9 protein-coding genes are annotated in these 23029 nt (G+C 35.4%); all 9 read right to left on the bottom strand.

Annotation, left to right across the window (positions count from 1 at the left end; translation table 11 throughout):
- Positions 1-132: 132 nt before the first annotated feature.
- The 9 genes from NNL09_RS10010 to NNL09_RS09970 all read right to left on the bottom strand — a co-directional run bounded on the left by NNL09_RS10010 (position 133) and on the right by NNL09_RS09970 (position 23023).
- On the bottom strand, positions 133-924 hold the full coding sequence (locus NNL09_RS10010; protein WP_025666768.1) for an enoyl-CoA hydratase/isomerase: 792 nt from the start codon (positions 922-924) through the stop codon (positions 133-135).
- Entirely contained in the window at positions 912-2171 is a 1260-nt protein-coding gene (locus NNL09_RS10005) for a hydroxymethylglutaryl-CoA synthase family protein (RefSeq protein WP_025666767.1), read from the bottom strand. Before NNL09_RS10005 ends, NNL09_RS10010 begins: the two co-directional genes overlap by 13 nt.
- 425 nt (positions 2172-2596) lie before the next feature.
- On the bottom strand, positions 2597-4591 hold the full coding sequence (locus NNL09_RS10000) for an aminotransferase class V-fold PLP-dependent enzyme (protein ID WP_196911698.1): 1995 nt from the start codon (positions 4589-4591) through the stop codon (positions 2597-2599).
- A 68-nt stretch (positions 4592-4659) separates the two neighbouring features.
- A complete protein-coding gene (locus tag NNL09_RS09995; protein WP_196911697.1) occupies positions 4660-5280 on the bottom strand; it encodes a bifunctional 2-polyprenyl-6-hydroxyphenol methylase/3-demethylubiquinol 3-O-methyltransferase UbiG in 621 nt (206 codons plus the stop codon).
- A gap of 167 nt (positions 5281-5447) precedes the next feature.
- On the bottom strand, positions 5448-6659 hold the full coding sequence (locus NNL09_RS09990; protein ID WP_035096486.1) for a cysteine desulfurase family protein: 1212 nt from the start codon (positions 6657-6659) through the stop codon (positions 5448-5450).
- Between the two features lie 17 nt (positions 6660-6676).
- Positions 6677-7498 carry a C-GCAxxG-C-C family protein gene (locus NNL09_RS09985; protein ID WP_025666763.1) on the bottom strand — a complete coding sequence of 274 codons (822 nt, stop codon included), beginning with the start codon at positions 7496-7498 and terminating at the stop codon, positions 6677-6679.
- Positions 7499-7690: 192 nt separating this feature from the next.
- The gene (locus tag NNL09_RS09980) at positions 7691-18739 is read right to left on the bottom strand and encodes an SDR family NAD(P)-dependent oxidoreductase (RefSeq protein ID WP_256525669.1); all 11049 of its coding nucleotides are present in this window, start codon (positions 18737-18739) and stop codon (positions 7691-7693) included.
- A gap of 217 nt (positions 18740-18956) precedes the next feature.
- Positions 18957-21551, bottom strand: a complete 2595-nt coding sequence (locus NNL09_RS09975) for an SDR family NAD(P)-dependent oxidoreductase (protein WP_254514232.1) — start codon at positions 21549-21551, stop codon at positions 18957-18959.
- 236 nt (positions 21552-21787) lie between these two features.
- A complete protein-coding gene (locus NNL09_RS09970) occupies positions 21788-23023 on the bottom strand; it encodes a hypothetical protein (protein WP_196911695.1) in 1236 nt (411 codons plus the stop codon).
- Between the last annotated feature and the right edge of the window lie 6 nt (positions 23024-23029).

Genomic DNA, 23029 nt, shown 5'->3' with positions numbered 1-23029 from the left:
ACGATGTATTAAAATCAGTTAAAATCACACCCAGAAAGCTAATTGAGTTTGGTTTTTAAAAGGTTTAAATAGTGCGAGTAATCCGATTCTATAGCCAACCTTACCAGAAGATATTATATCTCTATTTATCATTTACTCTTCTTCCCAGGGAAATTGCCCCGTTTTTACAAATCTTGCTATTTTATTCAGATTGCTTTCATCAGAAAACACTTCAATATTTGCTGCAAGAGCATGTGATTTAGAAGTATCTGGAAAATCATTCAATTTATTCAGGTAACTCTTATAACTGGCTATTCCCTGCTTAGAAAGCAGGCGTAGTCGTAATAAATGTTTTCTCAACAGATTTTTACTATTCTCGCCATATGCATCTACCAATCCCCAGTCATATGCTTCCTTTGCCGATATAGGTTGAGTCATTAATGTCATATAATGTGCTTTTGAAAACCCTATTCGTCGGATCAGAAAAGGCAAAACACACGCAGGCATCAATCCAAAAAGAAGTTCTGACAAACTGAATACTGCTTTCTGTTCACAGAGAACTATATCACAAGCAGAAACAAAACCCATTCCACCGGCATTAGCTTTCCCTCTAACATGTGCAATAGTAATATATGGGCCTGAGGATAGTTTTAGCCATAGATTATACATTAGTTCTGGATTTTGTTCCTGGTGCAGAGTTCCGTTTTCAAGACTTTGTTGAATCCCTTTAAAATCTGCTCCAAAACAAAATACTTCAGGAGAACCTTCGACAACCACAATTTTTGCCAACTCTTCACAATGATCAAGTGCATTTGTAAACTCTTCGATCAGTCTATTATTAATTGCATTTTTAGCTTCTGGACGATCGATTTGAATAAAACAAATATCTCCTTCAAATCTGGTTTTTATAGTTTCGTATGATGTTGCATTACTTATGATATCCATTCGTATTCTCTTTTAAATTCTTTAATCTCTTTTAAAAAAAGTGTCTCTCTATCAAGTGTTTTTCTGGCTTGAGAAATAAAATCAGTATCTAATTTTACATTACGTGTACCAAATTTTACTGCATTGCTTCCTACCAGTAAATTTTCGTATTCATCCATTTTTAATTCATACCTTTTATCAAATTGCTCTTTGATCTTAAATTTCTGTATACTTTCCTTACTTTTTTCGCCTACAATACCGCTAAAAAACTCAGAACAACAGCCTGACCCATAAGAAAAGCACCCTACTCTTTGTGGTGCGTCAAAACTGCCATTCTCAATCGTACTAGCAAGTGACATCATGGCTGTCGCTCCCATAATATTACCAATACGCTGACAGTAGATCAACCCGGGAACTACTCGATTTTCAAAATCCATTTCTATATCCTTAGGTTTTGCTTTCACTGCTTTTCGCATTAAATTACGATGTGCTCCTTTGACCATTCCTCCAAAAGGAGTATGAAAGGCTAGGTAGCTAAAAGTCTTGGCATAGTTTGCTTCGGGAACACGTTTTTGATATTCATAAAAAGAATTCTCACAACAGTCTAAATAAGAGAGTAATGACAGGTCAGAATCTCCGGCTTCACCATCTGTAGTAGGTCTGCAGGTATCCATAACCTGATAACCATAATAGCCGTTAGCACCAATATCTACTTGAAACACATAAGGTTTCTCGCTAACCAGCATAGCAACCGCTCCGGCACCTCCGCTAGGTTCTGCAAATGACCATTCCATAGTGAGTGCATCTCCACCTTCTTCTATCATAAAACGAGATACATCTGTAGCAATTACCAGAGCTTTTGCCCCAGGTGAGGTTTGAGATAAGATAAAATTGATTGCCATTTGAAAACCAGCCACTCCAGAATAGCACGCATTTTTTAATTCAAACAAACGACAATTACGATTCAAGCCCAAAATTTCATGAAAATAAGTACTCATTGATTTCCCAAAATCGAATGACGATTCTGTACATGAGATTACCAGTTCGATTCGATCTTTTTCTTCCGGACTAAGAGCATCTATAAGAGGCTTGGCTGCATTTACCCCAAAAGTAACTGGGTCCTCATAGGGTAATGCCACCGTTTTCTCTTTCATAAGAAGATTTTTAAAACGAGATGTATCTAATTTACGATATTCTGCAAGTTTTTCTACGTCCAAAAATGTTGTGCCTCCGAAGACATTCATTGCTTCAATTCCTGCTATACGCATATATTTTTCTATTATTAAGTGGTTAAAAATTAAGTTTTTGTGTGATAGGTATACGAATCTTTTGAGTATACCAGATTAAGCTACATTACCTGTATCTTAGTTTTTAATTATAATGTATGTTGATGATATTTGATTTACGATAGGTCATTGACCATCATTTAATCAATAGAACATTGAGTCTCGATTATCAAGTATTCAATCAAGATCATTTATTTTTCTTGATATTTATCCTGAATATTGAATTACTGATATGATGATCTGACATGAATAAGGTTATCGGGATATGTAAACAAAATCCTGCCTCAGCATATCTAATGAAATTTTTGTAAATAAAATTTGAATCCTAGGAATTTTCCAAAACCAGATTATGTTTTGGGGTAAGGTGATTATTTCCTATTCATGAATATTAATGTTCATCTTAACAACTAAGCATAAACTTTTTGAGCTGCTGCCTGAGAGAAATTATCCAACTGTTTCTGGAAATCGGCTTCTGCTTTTGAGTTTGCCTTTTTTTGCGCCCCACTAGGTTTCTCTTTGATTTGTTGAATTAGTTTATGTAACACCTCAATTAAGATGTCTACATCTTCTTCTGTATTTTCTATTCCAAGACTAACCCTAACAACTCCAGGTAATTGAGTCTTTGGGGCTACCGTTAAAACGACACGTTGTACCTGTTCGAGTACAGGACTAATACCTGTTATTTTCTTAACCAGTAAATGGGCACAATGGCAACCGTATCGTACACCGATACCTCCTTTCCTGAACATTTCTTCTGCTAACTTGTTATGCAAAATTCCTTTTGTTTCAAAAACAATAACTCCTATCCTATCATCAAACTTAGGGGATTTAGGATCATTTACCCCAAAAACGGTAAGCCCAGGTATTTTTGACATCCCATCTAATATTCGTTTAGTCAATACTTGTTCTTCTTTATGAACCACATCCATACCAATACGTTGTAAAAGCACAAGTGCTTTACCCAATGAAGCAATCCCTCCTATATTTTCTTCTCCAGACAATTGGATACGTTTCTTATCATTCAGGTTATAATTGAGTAATCCTTTTTTAACTACTAATACCCCGGTACCAAATGGCGCATATACTTTATGAGCAGAAAAAGCCATATAATCGATCCCTTCTTTTTCTATATCAACCTTAAGATGAGCAACTACCTGGGCACCGTCTACCAGAAGTTTTGCACCATATTTATGAACAATCGAGCTTACTTCCTTGATATTATGACATGACCCTAAAACATTAGAAGCACCACTTAGAGCAACAATTTTAATACGCTTCTTTGCATACTTATACTCCAGATTATATTCTCGTAGATTTTTTTCCAACTCTACTAAATCTATAAAACCTTCTTCATTCACTCCTAACCTGATCAGAGAGTTTTGGGAAATCATACGCCATGGTAAATCATTAGAAGAATGCTCCAGCAGAGAAATCAGTACTACTGGATCAATATTATTTTCGGGATTATTGATCAGATTTTCAGATACCAGGTTGATAGATTCGGTAGTGTTTTTGGTAAAAATAATATCATAGTTTTCGAGAGGTGCTCCCAGGATTTCGCTACAAATAGTTTTTACTTCTTGCACTACTTCTTGTCTTTTTTTCTCTGGTAGACGTAACGCCTCACGAAATGTGTTCCAAATTGGGGTAAACGTAGGTGTACTGGCACTATTATCCAGATTTACGAATCGTCTCTCACCTTCCATAGTCGGTACAATCATACCTCGTCCTATTAAAGTTTTTTTAAGTTCCTTCATAAGTTCTAGTCCAGAGTATTTCTCCAACTCATCCTTATATATCAATTCATTTACACTAAGATCCTTTTGAGATAACCTCTTAAAGATATCTTTTCCATATTGCTTCATTAAGAGAAGTGCCTTGCTAAATGCAATGACATTAACAATGGCTGGAGTACCTGCTTCAAATTTGTCTGGCCCATTATTCCAGATTATCCAGTCTGCAGCAACAAGTCTGGCTGTTCCACCACCACATTCTGATGGTCTGCCTTTAGGTAACGCTTTTTTCCCAACTATCACTGCAGTTATGCCCAACGGCAAACCTACTTCTTGGCTTGTCAAAAACTGATAACTTCCTGACTTAAGTTGAGATGTTAAGTCATTTGTTCTTTTGGAAGAGCAAAAAATGACAATATATCTCTCTTTATTAAGCCCCATATATTCTAAAACAATGTCTCTGGCATGCTCATATAGATGAGAAGATACCATTGAATTGTGTCCACTCCCACGATGTACGTTGGAATAAGTTTCTAGTGCTGCATGCACTCCGCGTTCCAGCTCAGCAAATGCTGTTTCTGATTCATTACCCTTTTGGATACCATTTTCTTCTTGTTTGAGCTGGCTAACGTTTGATGATCCATACTCGTTGTACATAGTTGTTTCCATTTGAACCTCGTTTTATTTGATTTTTAATCTGTTCTTATTTTTAAATAATTTTCTTAACACTAAGCTTTTTAATTCTTTCTTACTGCAATAAAATGTTGCTGCCCTCTACGGTGTAAACATTCGGTTTCAAAAATTTCAAATCCTGTATCCTTTATTGAATTTTCTAATTCTGAAACAGTATATGTTTTCAGTTTTGGGATTAATCCGATTTTACTAACAAGTGATAGTCCAATACCAGTAAGAGATTTTTTTCCCAAACAAGGTGTTACAGAAATAAACATCCCTCCCGGTTTTAACAATTCATAGATCCTTTCCAAAACCTTAGGCAGGTCTTCTAATAAATGAAGCATATAGACTGCTAATATCATATCAAAGTCTCCTGATTTATAGTTTTTATCGAATATTGTAGTATGCAAATAATCCACATTTTGAATATGTAGTTCATTGGCTTTGTTTTGGGCAATTCGGATCATTTCAGACGATATATCAATGCCATAAACCTTATCAACATTACTAGCAATTTCATTGGCTAATATTCCGGTGGCACATCCATAATCCAAAACATTATCCTCTTTTTTGAGATACCCTTTGATTTTTTGAAGAATTTTAATTCGCACCTCCTTATCTTTCATTTCTTCCTTATCATACCCAGTAGCACTTTTATCCCAAAATTTTTCAGACTTATACATTTTTACACATTTAAATTTTAATAATCACTTAGTTACAAATTAGTTATAAAATTGAGACTAAGTGTAAACACTTCTTTATTACATTAAAAATTTAATCATTTCTTTACATTAAATAATCGTTCAAAATTTTTAATGCGCTATTTTATTTTTTATCCGAGTGAATATCTTTACCTATTATAATTAAGGCCTGATCTATTGATCTTTACAGATGAGTTTAATTTTTCGCTTTCTATTTCTTCAATATATTCTTTTATCACCTTTAATGCGTATCTGATATGTTGGTATTTTGTCTTCGATCCAAAGCTTATCCTGATCGATTCCTGTGCAGCCTCATCTGTTAAGCCTATTGCTTTTAAAACATGAGAAGGTTTATTAGATGATGTACTACACGCAGAGCCAGAAGAAACTGCAATTCCTTTATAATCCAGTGATTTCATTAAGTCGCCACTGCCAATACCTGGAAAGGTTAAATTAATAGTATTTGTCAAACAGTTATCTATTGGAGAATTAATAATTACATCACTTTTTATTGCTTTCAATTCATTAATAAATGTTTTTTTAAGAGGCTCATTTTTTATTGAAAGGGATACAAGTTTATTTACATGTCTGCATGCTTCTCCAAAACCTGCGATATTATGAATGGATTCTGTACCTGCTCGCATTCCTTCTTCTTGATGTCCTCCATGAATATAAGGTTCTAAAGGGCAACTAATTTTGGCATACCAGGCACCTATCCCCTTAGGTCCATAGAGTTTATGAGCAGAAAATGTAGCATAATCGACTCCTAGTTCCTTCACGTTTATAGGGATTTTGCCTAATGCCTGCACACAATCAGAAAAAACCAAAGCACCTTTAGCCTTGGCCATTTCAGATATTTTTTTAATATCCTGAATCGTTCCTATTTCATTATTAGCCAACATACAACAAACCATAGAAGTCTTATGATCTATCATAGTTTCTAGTTCTTTAAGCAATACACGGCCAGAACTATCTACAGGACAATATTGAACATCTATATTTTTGGTCTTCAAATATTCTAGTGTTTGAATCACCGATGGATGCTCAATAGGTGTAGATATTATTTTATTTTTATCGGGATAGAAATGATTACTTATTGTTTTCAATAACGCATTATTGGATTCGGTTGCACAACTAGAAAAATACACTTCATGTGAATGAGCTCCGATCGCAGTAGCAACCTGTTCGCGGGCTTTTTCAATAATTTGTGCAGACATTTTCCCTTTTGAATATCCCGATGAGGGATTTCCCCAATAAGATTTCAATACCCGGTTCATTATACTTCTTACAGATGGTGCTATATGAGTCGTTGCATTATGATCGAAATAAATATTTCGCTTGTTCAATATTTGTTTTAGCATGGTAATCATATTTTAAATTATAGTGCGGCAAGTGCGTCGATGATCTTCTTACAACCTCCATTCTTAATATATTCGGAGTGATCATCTATATCCTTAAACTCTTTGTTTGTAATTTTACTGCATAATACTTCGGAGTCTGTTTGAACATAAAACGCTCTCAGCATCTTTTTGGTCTCCAGGTCATCAAATGACGATGGTGATTTACCAGGATTCTTTTTTATCCAAGCCACCATTTTATACCAAATCGCAGCACTAAGCGCTCCACATTCTTTTCCACTTAAACCAAGTCCTCCGGCATATCCGGCTACCATAAGCATTTCTTCTTCTGTGGCACCCATTTTTCTAACCACCTCAGATGCACAACTTACCGACCCCGGACAGAAACTTACAGATTCATCCGATAAGCCTTCATCGGCCGATTTAATTGCTTCGGGAGCCCATCTTCCTGCCAGCTTCATACAACCAAATGCTTTTCCCGTAAACAATACTTTTAGAGGGGCTAATTTACCCGTAAGATCCATATCTGTAATTTCCCGACAACTGATCGTATCCGTTCTTTTTTTAAAAGATTCCATCAGATGTTGTGTAGCTGTTATAGCCATTGCTATTGCTTCTCCTGTGTCTTCATTCCTTCGGTATGATTCTGCTCCGGCAGCCAAAACAGCTCCTCCGATCATTCCGCATTGAAATCCTCTATTCAATAGTCCTCCTGCAAAAGGAGATGCTGCAATCTCTGCTATTTCGTTAGGAACACCATACTCGCTATTTAACAGAGAACAAAATGCTGTACCACAAGTTCCTCTGGATAATACTTTTAAACCTTCTTTAATAGCCTTCATAATGGAAATTTTAGTGAGTTTTTAATTATATATAGTTCATAATCCATTTCTTCTTCTAAAAAGATTAGATCGGATTGGATTATGTTTATTGAAAAGAAACCCTTTGTATAACTCGGGTACTTTTGTGTGTTTATTAGTGTAACAGTTTTGTAGTTTTGAAATGTGATTTTATTGAATTCACACCTGCCTATATTATGAGCTTACGGCAAAAGCCATACTATTAGACTCCTTAACCTGATCAACATCAGCATTACCAAATGCTCTCACATAAAAATTTTTAATCTTAACTAAAACATCTCCTGCTTCATTGATAATTTTTATATTGAATTTTTTGATGTTTGCTTGTGAACGAGCTTCTTCTTCTACGTGTTCTACATAGGCATAACAAGTATGAGGTAATGAGCGAAATATTTCTATTTCATCAATTGCAAAAGGTACATGTGGAGTTACCGATTTCATCTGCCCAATCAATCCTGCAACAGTTTGTAAAGCACCATCTACAATACAAGGGTGGAGAATGAATCGATCAGAATCAACTAATAAATGGTCTGTTAATTTTAACTTAGATAAAGCAAAGGATCCATTGATATAAAATTCCTGAATGGTTTTAAATGCTAAGCCATAATTAAAACCTACTTGGTTAAAAATAGTATAGTAGTATGAACCATCTTGAGGTTCTGGACATTGTTCTTTAAGTTTTTGTATTGAAATATTTTCAATATCGGCTGAATGTTTATTACCGCTTTGGAAAAATAACTTCCCTTCAGAATGCACTATTTGTTCATTTTCATCATCAAGTGACGTAATTTTAAATTCGGTACCAATACCATTAGGTTTTAATAATGTATTAATAAACTGCGAACCTTTCTTAAAACTTAATGGGTGAGCCCACACAATATCTTTAATCTTGCTAACCTTTTGTTCTCCTGCCAGGTTTCCTGAAATATTGGCGATTTCTATAAACCCTGAACCTGGAAAGATTTTCTCTTTATTAACTTGATGATCTGATGCATAAAACTCGCTATCGGATAACCACGAACTAAAACGAACTTCTTTTAATGTAGATGAATTATATGAAATTAAAGGGTGTAGTTGAGCATTTACAGGTTCGGTTACCGTTCTCTTTTCTTCAATTACTCGATCTGATACCCAATACCTTTCTTTGGCAAAAGGATAAGTGGGTAGTGATATCCGATTAGGTTTATCATGAGTATATAACCTTTCCCAATCTATTTCAACGCCGTCAACCCATAATTGTGCAAGTTTATCCAGATCACTCCTATCAAATAGAGAACGAAACTCCTCTTCTCTATTAAGAGTTTTCTTTCTTCTTTGGTTAGGATTCAGTTTACCCCAAAAAATATGGTTCGACTCATTTTGTTGTTTCCAATCTTTCAATCGAATTATAAGCTCTTCTCTATTTGAAGCAACAATTGCCAACCTCTCTGACATTGCTTCCCGACCAACCTGTAGGGTAAAAGATAAATCTGCAAGATTCACTTGCTCTTCTTTTTCTATATAATTAAGTACTCGATTTGCATATTCCTGAAGACGTTCTTCATTTTTTGCAGAAAATATGACAAGGTGTGGTCCTTGTTTGGAATATACCTCTTTTACTTTTCTATATTCTTCTAGTATTAAACATGCATTCACTCCTCCTGCTCCGAACGAATTTATAAGTGCTCTACGAGGATAACCCAAGGGAGATTCCCATGGCGTTAGCTTATGTTGAAGATAGAATGGTGATTCTTTGAAATTAATATTTGGATTTACTTCATCAGAATTAATTGTGGGTACCAGCTGTTGATGTTTCATTTGCAGCAATACTTTTGCTACACCTGCAATTCCTGCGGCAGACTCGGGATGCCCAATATTAGATTTAACTGATCCAATAGCAATAACTTGTTTTTGAACGGTCTGTTTTTGAAAAGCATTGGTTAAAGCCACAATCTCAAGACTATCTCCCAGCTGTGTACCTGTACCATGTCCTTCTACATAACCGATAGTTTCTGGATGGATTTGAGCCTTTTGAAGAGTATGTTCTATTAAGTTTGCCTGGGCATTAGGATTTGGAGCAGAATATCCATTCGACTTACCACTGTGATCAAATGCACTTCCTGTAAGTACGCCATATATGTGATCTTCATCCTCGATGGCTTTGCTAAGTGGTTTTAATAAAACCGATCCTACTCCTTCACCAGGAACAAAACCATCATCACCTTTACCATAACTATGGCATTTTCCTCCTAGAGATACCATTCGATTCTTGCATAATGAATGGTATTTGGAAGGGTGCAAATATAAGTTTACACCACCAGCAACAGCAACCTGGCACTCCTGTTTCTTCAAGCTTTCACATGCAAGATGTATCGCCACTGAAGAAGATGAACAAGCAGTATCAACAGGCATACTAGGTCCGTTAAAATCGAATAAGTAAGATATGCGATTAGCAATCGACCAAGGGTGTGCACTAGGAATGGTGTTTCCTTTACTCCATTCCTCAGATGCCAGCAAGTTATAAGTGTTTGTTGTAACGCCCACAAAAACTCCTACATTTGCACTTTTGGCTTTAGGGTATCGTTTTTTCAGGCTTTCTTTTGTGTACCCTGCATCTTCTATAGTAGCCCAAACAGATTGTAAAAAAAGTCGCTCTTGCGGATCCATTATCCTGGCTTCTTCTGGAGTGATATTGAAAAAATGAGGATCAAATTTATCAACATCACTTATAAAACCTCCCCACTTACCATAAATTTTCCCTTCAGATGCTTTCTCTGGATCTTCATGATAAAATTCTTCAAAATCCCATCTGCTTTTAGGGACTAGATCTGTTAAATCTTTCCCTTGTTTCAGGCTTTCCCAATATGAATCTAAATTTTCAGATTGAGGGTAGCTTCCATGCACTCCGATAATGGCTATCGGTTCTGAATCCTCATATGCAATTGGTGTATCAATTACATTTTTCATTTCCTGTTTGCTTTCTCTTATAGGTTCTCTCTGTATTTTCGTTTCATATAGTGGTTTAACGTGATTACTTGATACGTTTGTCGAATCTTCTATATTCAGAAATTGGATTAACGTCTCGTGATCCTCCCGGATTAAATATGTAGCCAATTCTTCTATTGTAGAATATTCATAAAACAACGTTTTTGGCAAATCACCCAAATCTCTTTCAAGGCTCAAATTTATCTGGTTAATACTTATAGAGTCGATACCAAAAGATTCAAAATGTTCTTCGGGATCAATTCGGTTTGGATCAAGTTTAATCTCTTTTCCGATCAACGTTTTAAGATATTCTACAGTATTTTCGAAAAGAGTATCAGTATCTATTATATTAACTTGCGTAAGCTTATTTTTCTCAGTTTTTTTAGTGGTCTGATCAATATATTTCCTGATTTTGGAAGGAAAACCATATAATGGAATACACTGAGAGATATCGGATAACAGAAACTCTTCTAGAAACTGAATTCCTTCTGTTACAGGTATTGGGCAAAGACCAGTTTCATTTTGGATCAAAGTAACTTCTTCATTAGAAATATGCATCCCTCCTTCTTCCCAATATGGCCAGTTAATAGCTAATGTTTTTCCATAGCGTTTTTGCTCTCTTACCAAGACTTCTCTGTTTTCTGCAAATGAATTGAGATAATGGTTTCCATAAGCATAATCAGATTGTCCTATATTACCCAATACACCTGCGATTGAAGAAAACATGATAAAGACATCCAAGTTTTCGTCTCTTGTAGCAAAGTCCAAATTAATTGTCCCATAAATTTTGGGAGCTAATACTCTATCTATCTCTTCTTTAGATTTTTTGAGAATAAACGAATCCTGGTTAGTTCCTGCACTATGAATCACTCCGTTGATTTGTGAAAAATTGGTCTTTGCTGTTTTTACAATGGTCTCTACATCTTCTAATTTTGACGCATCGGCTTGCAGATATAGGATTTTAGAACCATAAGCTTTAAGTCTATCGAGTTTTTCCTTTTGTGCTGCTTTGAGAGGAGATCTGCCAAAAAGAACCAAATTACTCTGATAATTTTTAACTAAATACTCGCTAACAATAAGACCTAATCCACCTAAGCCTCCCGATACAATATAAACACCATTCTGCTTTAATGGCATACGATTTATATTATTCTCAATATTAGTAAATTGAGCTAGTTCCTTTACATAACGAACATAGGTTTGTTCATTTTTTCGGAGATCATAACGAATTTCATTCCTCCTCCAGTTTTCATCACTGAATTCATTCCTAATCATACGAATCTTCTCTACTATAGAGATTTGCTTACTATCCTTAACCTCAACAATCTTTCCTTTATAGTAAGGGTTCTCTAGAGTTAAGGTTTTGAAAAAGCTCCCTAGTGCAGCATTGCATGGAACAGTTAAGTTTGTACCTCCTAAGAAAATTGATAAAATCTGAAGCGGAATCTGATGTTTTTGTTCTATTAAAACCTTGCATAGGTTAAATAGAGTGTAAATACTATAGTTGAGTTGATGAGTTATATTTTCTTTTTTATCTAAACTAGCTGCTTCTAAACCATTGTGAATAATTCGATAAGGAAGCTGTCCTTTTATACTAAGGTGCTCTACAAATTGTTTAAAATGTTCTTCCTTCTGAAGATCAATAGTAAAAACAGATGGTTCTATTTCCTCAAAAACGGATCCGGGTTTTAACAAAATATAGGTGTTTCCTTCGAAATATTGATGTGATTGTTTTTTTAGAGCAAGGAACAGTTCATCTGAGGTATCCAGAATTAGTATGAAACCATTTTCGGGAGATTTTTCTTCAGACACATCAAGATTCTGTTCAATCCATTCGGTGCTATAATGTAATTTCTTTTTCTCTTCTTCAGATGTGTTCTCTGCATTACTTTCTTGTATTCCTAATGAATTGGTAGCTATAGGAAATACAGGTTTAGTAATCCAATATCGTTCTTTAGCAAAAGGATACGTTGGAAGAGAAATACGCTTTGGCCGAACATTCTGATAGAGCAAAGACCAATCAATATCTGCTCCTGATATCCATAGTTTAGCTAATTTTTCCTGATTACGGGCTTCCATAATCACTTTCAGATAAGCTTTGCCTTCCTCTCCTTCCAATAAGGTAACGGTGTCGGATGAAGCATTCTTAATGTTTCCATAAAATACACCTTCCAACTCATCTGCACTTCTTTTTAATAGTGTATCATCTTCTGTCTCTTGTATGGATAACCATTGGTCCAGTTTTTCGATAAGCTCATTTATACTGGTAATTACGATCACAAGGCGTTCATTCATTGGTGTTCTTCCTATCTGTGAAGTGTATACCAACTCCTCTAGTTCAATATTTTTGTTTCCTCTAAGGAAGTCTGCCATCTTCTTACCGTACCTCAAAAGCGTATTTTTATCTCTAGAAGAAAGAACAAACGATTGTGGTCTATTGTAGTAAGATTCGGTTTTCTTGTTATTACTATTATTATATTCTTCTATAATAAGGTGTGCATTCGAACCTCCCGCACCAAAAGAGCTTATGCTGGCACGTCTGGGATGTCCTTCATAATCTTTCCAGGGTGTTAATTCCTGTTGTACATAAAAAGGTGATTCTTTAAAATTGATATTTGGATTTAATGTAGTTGCATGTAAAGAAGGAACTAGTTTTTTATGTTTCAACTGAAGTAATACTTTAGTAACTGCAGCTATTCCTGCTGCTGATTCCAGATGCCCGATGTTTGATTTAACAGAGCCTATCGGACAAACTTGTTTTTGTAGCATTGATTCTCCAAAGGCTTTATTTAATCCGGTAATTTCGATAGGATCTCCTAATGCCGTACCTGTACCATGAGTTTCAATATAACCCAATGTCGAAGGATCAATTTTAGCTTTTTTAAGCGATTCCCGAATTAAATCACCCTGTGCATTAGGGTTTGGAACAGAATAACCGTTGGTTTTTCCTCCATGGTTAATTACACTGGATTTCACTACACCATATATATGGTCACCATCTTCGATAGCTTTATCCAAAGATTTGAGTAAAACAGCTCCAACGCCTTCACCTGCAACGTATCCATCTCCGCCTTCTCCAAAGCTTCTGCACCTGCCATCACTAGCAGCAAAATTACCTTGGCTTAGCATAAGGTATTTATGGGGATGTATAGAAACATTAACTCCTCCTGCAATGGCTGCTTCTATTTCACCTTTCCGTATTTCTTCACAAGCCTGATGAATGGCCGTTAAAGATGACGAACACATAGTATCTAAAGCAATACTGGGTCCATGTAGATCTAAAAAGTAAGAAACTCTATTTGCAATTGATGCATAAGATGAGCCCGGAACCACAGCATTACCTGCCAACATAGCTTCTGCACCGTAGAGTTGGTATTGCCCATACATAACCCCGACATATACACCGACTCTTCCAAGTGTAGAGATACTTTCTTTACTATACCCGGCATCCTCAATAGTTTGCCATGCGGTTTGGATAAAAAGTCGTTCCTGAGGATCAATTAATTCAGCCTCTTTTGGTGATATATTAAAAAACAACGGATCGAATTTATCAACATCAGAAATAAACCCTCCCCATTTACTATAGCTTTTTCCTACTTGATTGCGTTTAGGATCAAAAAAACGATCTGTATCCCAACGTCCCTCTGGAATTTCTGTAATACAATCTCTAGCATTTTTAAGGTTTTCCCAAAATTCTTCCACATTCTCTGCCAGTGGATATTTACCTCCTAATCCTACAATAGCAACTTCTTTCTTAATGTTGGTTGTGGTATTAAAGAAACGGTTACTTGAATATATTGGAGAAACCGGTGATTCTTTCTTGATTGCATCCTGTATTGATGAAGATACGGTTTGTTGAATCCCTGTACGTTCCTGAATAATTCGAGGATAGGTCTTGGCAAAGAATTCTGCTAAGCTTTTTATGGTCTGATACTCAAAAAACAACGTTTTAGAAAGAGAGCCAAAAGTTTTTTCAAGTATGTTGGTTAACCTCATAGCGAGTATAGAATCAATACCATAATTCTCTAATGGAGCTTTTGGATCGAGTTCCTGAGTCTTAATTTTTAAAACCTCTGCAAACAGTTTTCGAAGATAGTTTATGGTATTATCTAAAAGTGTATTTGAATCTACCGTAGCGGTTTTTGAAGATTCAACATTTTGATTACTAGCAACGTCTGACAGCTGTTCTACCTTATGGGTTTGATTAGAAAGCAAGATTGAGCGCATTTTCTTAACATTTCCTTCCATCACCAAAACCTGATTACCTTGTAAGGTCATACTACGATATAAAGTCTGGATACCTGATGAAGTTTGCATAGGAGATATTCCTGTTTCTTGCCAGAGCATTTCAATATTTTTCTGAGCAATACTCAAATTTCCACTTTCCCATAATGGCCAATTAATAGAAAGAGTATGTCCTTGTCTTAATTTTTGATCCACCAATTGGTTACGGTATCTGGCAAACTGGTCCATAAAAGCATTCGCTGTTGCATAATCCGATTGCCCCAGATTACCCATCGCACCTGATAATGATGAAAACAATACTAAGAAGTCAAGATCTATATCTTTACTGGCTTGATCCAGATTATAAGTCCCTGTAACTTTGGGAGCTAACACCTTGCAAAATTCATCATTGGTCTTCTTTAGAATAAAGTTATCTGATATCATACCTGCACTGTGAATGATACCATTAAGCTTCCCGTTTTCCTTTTTAATAGTAGCTATGAGCTTTTCCACTTGCTTCAAGCTATTAAGATCTAACTGTTGATATTCAACCTGACCAGTGCCCGAGTGCAATTCATTTAAAATTATCTGCTTTTCCTCTGTCAGCTCAAAGCGCCCGGTTACTATGATTTTTGTCTCTCTGGCTTGTTGTAAAATTTCCTTGGCAAACAATATCCCTAAAGCACCGAGGCCTCCGGTAATCAAGTAAACACCTTGATTTTTGAATACAGGTTTACTGTTCTCCTGATTTGCTTTTACTTCATCCCATTGTAAAATATATGAGGTGTTGTTCTCATATTTTATAATGGATTCTTCTGGCATTGTTGCTGCTTTATGAAGTTGTTCTACCAGCTCTTTTATCTGTATAGTTGATTTTGTGAGGATCATTTGACCTGTTAGCATAGGGTTTTCCTGAGCTGCGGTTTTTAGTAATCCCGATAATCCTGAAAAAAGTGCTTGTTCCTTGTTATTGGTAATTACGATTTGAACAAGGATCTTTTCTTTGGGTTTATTCTTTAGTATTGTTTGAACATATTCAAAACAAGTTAAAGCATAATCTGTATAACGCGCTGCTATATTTTTTTGTGATGCTTCAAGTTGTATACAATGACTATTCTGAATTGATGTTTCAAACTGACTTGTTTCTATATCAGACATTTCACACAGAATAATATGTTTCTCTGCAAATTCAGCTTCGATAGTTTCTGATATCTGAGGTATTTTATAGCTCTTCCATAGAGGTTTAGCCATTAAAATTCCGATATCTTTATTTTTTAAATCAATAGTATCTTCGCTTAATTGCCTGGAAGAAAGTCCTTCCATTTGAACACATATATTTCCTTCTTGATCACATATATCAATATCTAGTTTGGTAATGGTATCGGTAGCCACACTCCCTTCTGAGTAACGAACCCAGGCAAACATGTGTTCGGTAACAGCAGATAGTATTCGAATAGTCTCTAAAGCAAAAGGTACAGAAGGTTGTGAAGGAATCGTGGTCAAATCATCTATCAAACCAAAAGCTGCTTGTAAACTACTATCCATTACACTCGGATGCAACAAGTAGTCATTCTGATTTGTTTTAACAACCGACGGTAAACTTAATTGTACCAATAGTTGTTTTTCTCCTTGATAAACCTTAGTGATTCCCTGATATGCAGGACCATAAATAAGTCCCATAGACTTAAATATTGAATATAAGCTAGCTGCTTCCATACTACCTCTATTCATTTCTCCTTTGAGTTGTTCTATACTCAGTTTTTCGGGTGAAAGATAAGTGCTATACTTAGCTACTCCTTGGCTATGAATAATGTTCTGCTCATTATCCACACTATAAACTTCATAATCTATCTGGTTTTCATCTTTGATAAATAAAGCTATTTCTACCTGCTTATCTTTCTCTACGACGAGTGGTTGTGTCCATGCGGTATTATGAAGTTCTAGAATACTAGATTTGGTTTTAACAGGAATAACTTTCTCTACTGCCACTCGTGCCATTTCGAGGTAAGCTACTGCTGGTAATACCTTGCTTACCTTACCTTCTTTAATTTTTACCTGATGATCGGCAAGAAAAAACTCTTCGCCGCTAAAGATAGAGCTATAACTCTGTTTGCTAAGATCTGAGGTATTACTATGTAGTAAAGGGTGTAGTACCGATGTGATTTTTCTATCAACTGTACTTTGATTATTCATTTTTATATCAATCCAGTACTTATCCTTAGAAAAAGGATAGGCAGGCAAGCTTATACGTTTGGGTGTATTATCTTCATAGAATTTATTCCAATCAAGATTTAAGCCTTTAACCCATAAATCCAGAAGTTTAGGCAGTTTTCTTCGAGCTATCCATTTATCTACAGTTTGCTCAAAATCTACATCTGCATTAAATACTAATAGAGTGTCTTTATCTTGGTCTGTATGTCCCTGATATGTGTCTTCAATATTCTTTTCACCATTAATATATGCTTTAAGCTTTTGGATCAACTCTTCAACTGAGTTTACCATAAAACCAAGTCGCATATCCATCGTTTCTCTTCCTACCTGTAGCGTATATGCCATTTCGGTAAGGTCAATCGATGTAATAGCCTGTTTTTGTTTTTCTATTTTAGATTTCTGAAGAAAATCGTAAAGATCAATAGCTTTTTGTTTAAGTTGATCTGGCGTTCTAGCTGATAAAGGAACAATTACTTTTGAATCTAAATCAATAGAAATCTTAGGCTGGCTTACTTTTGCTGGAGCTACATATTCCTGAACAATAATATGTGCATTTGCTCCTCCGGCGCCAAAGGATGAAACACCAGCTATTCGAGGTTGTGGGATGCCATCAATTATAGGCTCTTCCCATGTTCTTAATGTTTGGTTGACAATAAATGGTGTCTTTTCAAAATCTATATTAGGATTTAATTTTTTTGAATGTAGTGATGGAACTATTTGTTGGTGTTTTAATTGCAGTAATACTTTGGTTAGTCCGGCAATACCAGCTGCTGACTCACAATGACCTATATTGGATTTGGCAGAGCCCAGTAAACAAAATCCTACATCAGATGTACTTTGTTTAAATGCCTTACTTAGGGCTGATATTTCAATAGGATCGCCTAGTTTGGTTCCCGTTCCGTGTGCTTCTATATAGCTTATACGTCTAGGGTCTGTGTCTGTTTCTTTTAATACATTACTTATGAGATTAGATTGCGCCTTTGGATTAGGTACACTATACCCATTGGTCTTACCTCCATGATTAAGGGTACTGCCATTAATAATACCGTAGATATGATCTCCATCCTTTTCGGCTTCAGATAATTTTTTCAATACTACCACACCCACACCTTCACCTGGGATGTAGCCTTCACCTCCTTCTCCAAAACTTTGACAATGCCCTTCACTTGAAATATATTGCCCCGCACTAATCACCGTATATTTATTGGGATGGATACTAACATTCACTCCTCCTGCAATTCCCAAACTGGTTCGTCCCTGTTTTAGATCCTGACATGCCAAATGAATTGCTGTTAATGACGAGGAACACATAGAATCGACCGTCATACTAGGTCCATGAAGATTTAACACATACGATACTCTATTGGCAATACTGGCATAGCTTCCGGGCACTCCTATTCGATGCCCTCTTTTACTGGCTTCGATCCCATAGAGTTGATATTCACTATACATAACTCCTGCATACACACCAACTTGTCCTGGCTGCCCAAACTTGTGTGGTATTTGCAAACCGGCTTTGGTATAACCCGCATCTTCTATGGCCATCCAGGTATGTTGCAAAAATAATCGTTCCTGAGGGTCCAGTATCTCTGCTTCGAGCGGCGAAATATTAAAAAATAAAGGGTCAAATTCGTCAACACCATCAATAAACCCTCCCCATTTACTATAATGATATCCACTTTTACTACGATCCGGACTGTAATACTCTTGCCAGTCCCATCTATTCTTTGGTACCTCAGTAATACAATCTTTACCATCACGTAAGTTATTCCAGTATGCTTCAATATTAGTAGCTTTTGGATAGCGACCACTTAAACCTATAATTGCGATGGGATCTGTATCAACATTATTTTTTTTATCAACAGAAATTTCAATCTTCCGTGAACGTTTAATACCTCTTGAATTTCCCTGTTCTGATCGCGTGCCGATAGGTGAAGCAATAGGTATATCCTTATTTTTTTCCTGACTATTTTTTTCAGAAGCAGAAGTAAACAGCGATGTTAGTTTTGCTAAATGTGAATTTATAAAGTAGTCCGTAAGCTCATGAATTGTTTGATATTCGAAAAAGAGTGTTTTTGGTAAAGAACCAAAAGTTTTTTTCTAACTGATTGGTTAGATTCATTGCCAAGATAGAATCAATACCATATTTTTCTAAAGGAGCAAGTGGGTCAATCTTATGAGATGGAAGCTTGAACAATTCAGAAAGTTGTTTTTTAATATAATTCTGGGTTTTCTCTTCCAGATTTTCTTCATCCGTTTCGACAACTGATTCTTTTTTCTCAGAAGTAATACTACTAGACAAAGAGGTTTCAGAAGCATTATCATTAAATAATGTCTGATGTAATTTTTCTACATTGCCTTCTACAACTAGTAATTGATCTTGTGTTAGTTCAAAACTTCTATAAAATGCATGAACACCAGTCTCAGTACACATAGGCAACATCCCTGTACTCTGTTCTAACATTTCTTGTTTCGACTGATCAATTTTCATTCCCCCTTCTTCCCATAAGGGCCAATTGATAGTCATAGTTTTCCCTGATCGTTGTTTGGTTCCAACCAGTTTGTTACGGTAAATCCCAAACTGATTCATGAAATCATTGGCTGTGGCATAATCTGCCTGACCACCATTGCCGGTTATAGAGGATATTGATGAAAATAAAACTAAGAAATCAAGATCAATATTTTTACTGGCTTCGTCTAAATTATAGGTTCCTAAAACTTTAGGTGCAAGAACTTTGCTAAACTCTTCTGATGTCTTTTTTAGAATAAAGTTATCTGAAATCATTCCTGCACTATGAATGATACCATGAATTCCTTTATATTCTTTTTTTATTGAAGTAATGATTTGTTTTACCTTATTAAGATCTACAACATCTAATTGTTTATAGGACAGTTGACCAGCCTTACCTCCCATTTTATCTATTAAGGTTTGTTTTTCTTCGGTAAGTTCAGACCTACCTGTTACGATGATTTTGGCATTCTGAGTTTGTTTTAAAATTTCTCTAACAAGTATTTTCCCCAGATTTCCTAACCCTCCTGTAATGAGATATACACCATTATCTTTAAAAACGATCTTAGGTTTATTATGTACTACTGGTATTTCTTTCCAACGCAGAACCTGTCGGGTTTCTTGTTCATATTTTATAATTGTATCCTGCGTCTTGTTTTGATTTTCCTCTAATTGTAGTATCAGTTCTTCTGCTGTTATTTTTGGATGAGTAACGATAACCTGACCAGTTAACTTAGGATTTTCAAGGGTCGCAGTCTTAATTAAGGCAGAAAGACCAGTAAATATAGGTTGCTCACTTTTATTAGCAGTTACAATTTGAATGAACACTTTTTCCTGAAGTTTATCACTTAGTAGAATACGAAGCTGTTCAAAACAAATTCGTGCATATTCGTTAAATCGTTCTGCTATATTTTTTTGTTGAGTATTTTGCAGAGCTATCACTTTACTGGAAGTAAGAAGAGATTCTAGTTGTTTTGTATCTACCCGAGGAACTTCACATAGAAAGACATATCGATGCTTCACTACATCTGTTCCATTTTGACTGAAAGGCTTCATATCTTTTGTCACTTGCCAAACAGGAGCTCCATATAAGGCCCCTTTTTCTGTTACAGTGACTTCTTTGGTCACCGAATCTTCATTAAGTATACGTGAAGAAAATCCTCTCATTTGTATGGCGACCTCTCCTTCTTGATTACATAGGTCTATATCGAGCTTGGTAATTTTATCTGTAGATTTATTTCCTTTTGCATATCGAACCCATGCAAACATTTCTTTAGTACAACCAGAAAAAACCTTTAGTGACTCCAGAGCAAATGGTAACGATGGTTTATCAGGGATTTGATCTAAACCTCCAAATAAGCCAATAGCAGACTGCAACGCGCTATCCATCAAACCTGGATGCAAGATATAGTCATTAAAATTTGATTCGGTAATCTCATTTAACTCTAATTGTGCCAGTAATTGTTCATTGTCTTGAAATATTGTTTTTATACCTCGATAAGTCGGCCCGTAATTCAATCCTAATTTTGAATATACAGCATAAATAGGTGCTGATTTTAGCTCTCCTTGTTGCATTCTCATCTTGAGCTTATCAATATCTAGTCGTACAGGTTTTGAAGTATTGATATAGACAGCCTGCCCCTGACAATGAATCGTTTCTTTGACACCTTCTTCTGTTTGAGATTCTGTACTATAAACTTCATAATTTATCTGTCCATTACCTATTTCGGTTTCATCAGCAAATAAAGCAATAGTGACTTCTTTAGGGTCTTGAACTATAATTGGTTGAGCCCATATAATATTACGCAATTCAACAATTGATTCTTCTTGAAAAGGTAAAGCTTTTCTAAGGGCCATTCGAGCCATTTCTAAATAGGCAACTCCAGGTAAAACTTTTTGATCTTTAACCACATGATCTCTCAGAAAGGGTTCTTTTCCGTTAAATATTGTACTAAAGCTTTGCTGGCTTAAATCAGATGTATTCTTATGTAACAAAGGATGTATGACATCCCTGTTGGTATGACTTACTGTATGGTGACTAAATTGTTTAATAAGATCCAGAGCATTGGCTTTTGAAAGTCTCTTGCTCTTCAATTCTAAAACTATATATTCTATGAAATCAATCATTATAGTACTGGCTATTGATTAAACCCGCTTTATGAATTAGAAAATTTATTACATCTTTGAACTATTGCAAATACTGCCATTTCACTATACTTTTCAATTTCACCATAGCGATGCTATGCAAAAATTAAGAGACTATCAGTATTTATGGTAATTCAAAGCTTCATCACAAAGTTCTAATTCATAAAGAGAGTTAAAAGGTTTTAAGGTGCTATTTAAAAAAGGCTCGTAAGCGTTTTTTAATCGAAAATTTTTGATGAGATGGTATCATCAATTTCACAATTCGACAAAAATTTATTTCGTTCTACTGTTTTCGAAAAGTATATAACTGCTAATTGTTCTGGTTTGGCTTTGAACACTACTGCAGAGTCTAATGGAAAAGCTTTCTTAGCTTCATATAAAGGAATATGAAATAATTGTTCACATTTTTCTAAATCATGGCTTTCTTGAAAATCGGCCCAACTACTGATCAAACCAAGTTTACATCGTAACGCTTCCCAAAATTTGGGAAGGGGTTTTACATTAGCGGTAACAGGTAACCCTGCTTGAAAAGCCTTACGAATATTAGCTGGATGGTAACTTGTATCATCATCGAACAGAAGTCCTCCTGCATAGTTTCCGGTATCATCACTACCAATATCTTTAATCCAGCTTCTCAAATTAACTGCCATAATACAAATTCGTGAATTAATCACTTTTGCAAAGCTTGAAGTAAGAATATCATTGGTTGAAACATAATCTACTGATGATGAATTTTCCTTAGCTTGATTTTTGGCTATATTGATTTTTTCGGGCTCTACATAAAACCCATAACATTTTGTTTTTTTACCAAATATGGCTCCTTTTACTAAATTTAAAATAAACGGTGCAGAATGAAAAAATTTAAATGATTTTTTACCGACAACTTCGGTTACCCTATCAGCAGCTTCTTGATTTCGTTTTGCTTCCAATTGTTCTACGGGTTTATTGGTAAACAGTTGGTTAAAGATTTTGTAATACGTATATCCATCTGCTACCACATGAGAAATCGAAAAAATAAGGGCAAATCCTTTTCCCTGAGAATGCTGATCAGGAACAATAGTTAATTTGGTTACAGGGTCAGATTTGTTAATCAATTTTACTCCTTTGTTTACTATGGCCGGTTTAGATATGTTAAATAATTCTTCATATTTTATTTCAGATCCGATTTTAATATCAGAAGGATTATCAAAGAAAGTTCGTTCTATTATATCATCTGGTATAGGCCCTGAAGGATAAGCAAGTTGTAAATTTTTATGTTTCTTATTTTTTACCAATCGTCCTGCCAACCAAGGATTACCATTGATAATTTCTTTTAATCGAGCGCGTAAAGCAATAGATGCGTGCGTTTGGTCACCTTTATAAAAAGTTATTGTGGTTATTCCATTTTCACCTTTTATTATCGTAGATGATTCTTCTTTTAACAAGGGTATGATGGTTTCATTTATACTTTGCATAATCAA

It is taken from the genome of Aquimarina sp. EL_43, assembly GCF_943422735.1.
In the GTDB taxonomy this organism is placed as follows: domain Bacteria; phylum Bacteroidota; class Bacteroidia; order Flavobacteriales; family Flavobacteriaceae; genus Aquimarina; species Aquimarina megaterium.
This window is presented reverse-complemented; position numbering and strand designations above follow the sequence as displayed.

Excerpts from the sequence above, each read along its gene's own strand:
- NNL09_RS10010 (WP_025666768.1), bottom strand. The coding sequence starts at position 924 with ATGGATATCATAAGTAATGCAACATCATACGAAACTATAAAAACCAGA.
- NNL09_RS10005 (WP_025666767.1), bottom strand. The coding sequence starts at position 2,171 with ATGCGTATAGCAGGAATTGAAGCAATGAATGTCTTCGGAGGCACAACA.
- NNL09_RS10000 (WP_196911698.1), bottom strand. The coding sequence starts at position 4,591 with ATGGAAACAACTATGTACAACGAGTATGGATCATCAAACGTTAGCCAG.
- NNL09_RS09995 (WP_196911697.1), bottom strand. The coding sequence starts at position 5,280 with ATGTATAAGTCTGAAAAATTTTGGGATAAAAGTGCTACTGGGTATGAT.
- NNL09_RS09990 (WP_035096486.1), bottom strand. The coding sequence starts at position 6,659 with ATGCTAAAACAAATATTGAACAAGCGAAATATTTATTTCGATCATAAT.
- NNL09_RS09985 (WP_025666763.1), bottom strand. The coding sequence starts at position 7,498 with ATGAAGGCTATTAAAGAAGGTTTAAAAGTATTATCCAGAGGAACTTGT.
- NNL09_RS09975 (WP_254514232.1), bottom strand. The coding sequence starts at position 21,551 with ATGATTGATTTCATAGAATATATAGTTTTAGAATTGAAGAGCAAGAGA.
- NNL09_RS09970 (WP_196911695.1), bottom strand. The coding sequence starts at position 23,023 with ATGCAAAGTATAAATGAAACCATCATACCCTTGTTAAAAGAAGAATCA.